This is a genomic window from Nocardioides sp. NPDC047086 (genome assembly GCF_040643685.1).
Lineage (GTDB): Bacteria > Actinomycetota > Actinomycetes > Propionibacteriales > Nocardioidaceae > Nocardioides.
This window is the reverse complement of the sequence record NZ_JBEYUV010000088.1, coordinates 1-1,622: the sequence shown is the minus strand read 5'-3', so window position 1 is coordinate 1,622 and position 1,622 is coordinate 1. Positions and strand designations below refer to the sequence as shown.

Genomic DNA, 1,622 nt, shown 5'->3' with positions numbered 1-1,622 from the left:
GGTTGAAGCGTAGAATCAGACCCATCACAACACACCTCTCAGAGAGGCATCCGATGAGTCTCGGCCGCGACATCGACCACTGGGGCACCAACCCCGGCGACGCGATCGACGCCGCCTTGCAGGCCATCGAGACCGCCCTCCAGGAACTCCTCGCGAGTGACCCGACCTACTGGCGCACCGAGCAGAAGAAGGACCTGCTGGAACGCTTGGAGAAGCTCCAGGCCATGCAGGCCGCGCTGAAGCTCCGTGTGCTCGCGTCTGCTGGTGATATCGCTGAGGAGACCGGCGCCAAGGATGCCTCGGGGTGGATGCGGACCGAACTCCTCATCGACAGGGGTGTAGCTCGCTCCCAGCTCAAACTCGCCGCCGTCGTCGCCAAGTACGACCTCGTCGTCGCCAAGTACGACCTCGTCGCCGCCGGGCTGGCCGACGGGGTGGTGTCCCAAGACAAGGCCCAGGTGGTCACCCAAGCCCTCGACGCCATCGCGACCGACCCAGCCGTCAGTGCCGAGGACCTGGTCCTGGCCGAGAAGCTGCTCCTGGAGCATGCGACCGAGTTGACCGCGAACCAGCTCAAGATCGCCGGACGCCGGATCCTGGCCAAGATCGACCCGGAGAGGTTCGAAGCCGCCGAGGCCCAAGCGCTGCAGCGGGAGGAAGAACGGGCCGCTCGGCGTACGTTCTTCTCGTCGCGTGACAATGGTGACGGCACCATCGACCTCCACGCGAGGGTCTCCCGTGCCGTCGGGATGCGGCTGCGCACCATCCTGGACTCGCTGGCCCAGCCCAGGAAGCTGACCGTCGAGAACCGGGGCCGCAAAGCCCCCTACGACCGACTCCTGGGCCAGGCCTTCGCCCGGGTCATCGAGACCTACGACGTCGACCAGCTCCCCAGGCATGGCGGGCACGGGACCACGGTGTTCATCACCATGAGCATCGACCAGCTCCGTGCCGACCTCGGCACCGCCGCGCTCGGGTTCGACGGTGAGCAGATCAGCGCGGCTGAAGCCCGCAAGTTGGCCTGCAACGCCAACCTCATCCCGGTGGTGCTGGGTACCGATTCTGAGATCCTCGACCTCGGCCGGACCGCAAGATTGGCCTACCCGGTCCAACACCGCGCCCTGCGATTACGCGACAAAGGCTGCCAGGCCGAAGACTGCGACGCCCTCGCCGCCTGGACCGAGGCCCACCACTTGAAACCGTGGTCCGAAGGCGGCCGCACCAACTTGGCGAACATGGTGTTGTTGTGTCCGAGTGATCATCGCCGCATCCACGATGCCGACTACACCTATGAGCGGCTCCCGGATGGGCGGATCCGGTTCACTCGGGGTGCCCGAACCGGTTGACCTGGCTGACCAGGCTGACTCGGCACGCTCGGACCGGCTGATCCGGGGCAGATCGCGCCGCCGTGTCGGTATTTCGGCGAGCCCACCGGAGTCGCTCGCTGAACGGTGTCCTCGCACACCGTCGTGACTGATTCGCCCTGGGTTTCGTTCCTATCGGTTTCCCTGTCCGGCGGTCGCCGGGTGGGCTGAATCAAGGTCAGCGTAGTAGGCCTGTTCGACCTCGATGGGTGTGCGGTAGTCGAGCTCGCCGTGAAGCCTGCTGTTGTTCCACCACCA

Annotated in this window: 1 protein-coding gene; it reads left to right on the top strand. The window is 66.0% G+C overall.

All coding sequences use genetic code 11. The features are described 5' to 3' along the window. Positions 1–53 precede the first annotated feature (53 nt). Positions 54–1,346 (top strand): DUF222 domain-containing protein, encoded by a 1,293-nt coding sequence (locus ABZ796_RS27680; RefSeq protein ID WP_357341397.1) that lies wholly within the window; start codon positions 54–56, stop codon positions 1,344–1,346. Positions 1,347–1,622 lie beyond the last annotated feature (276 nt).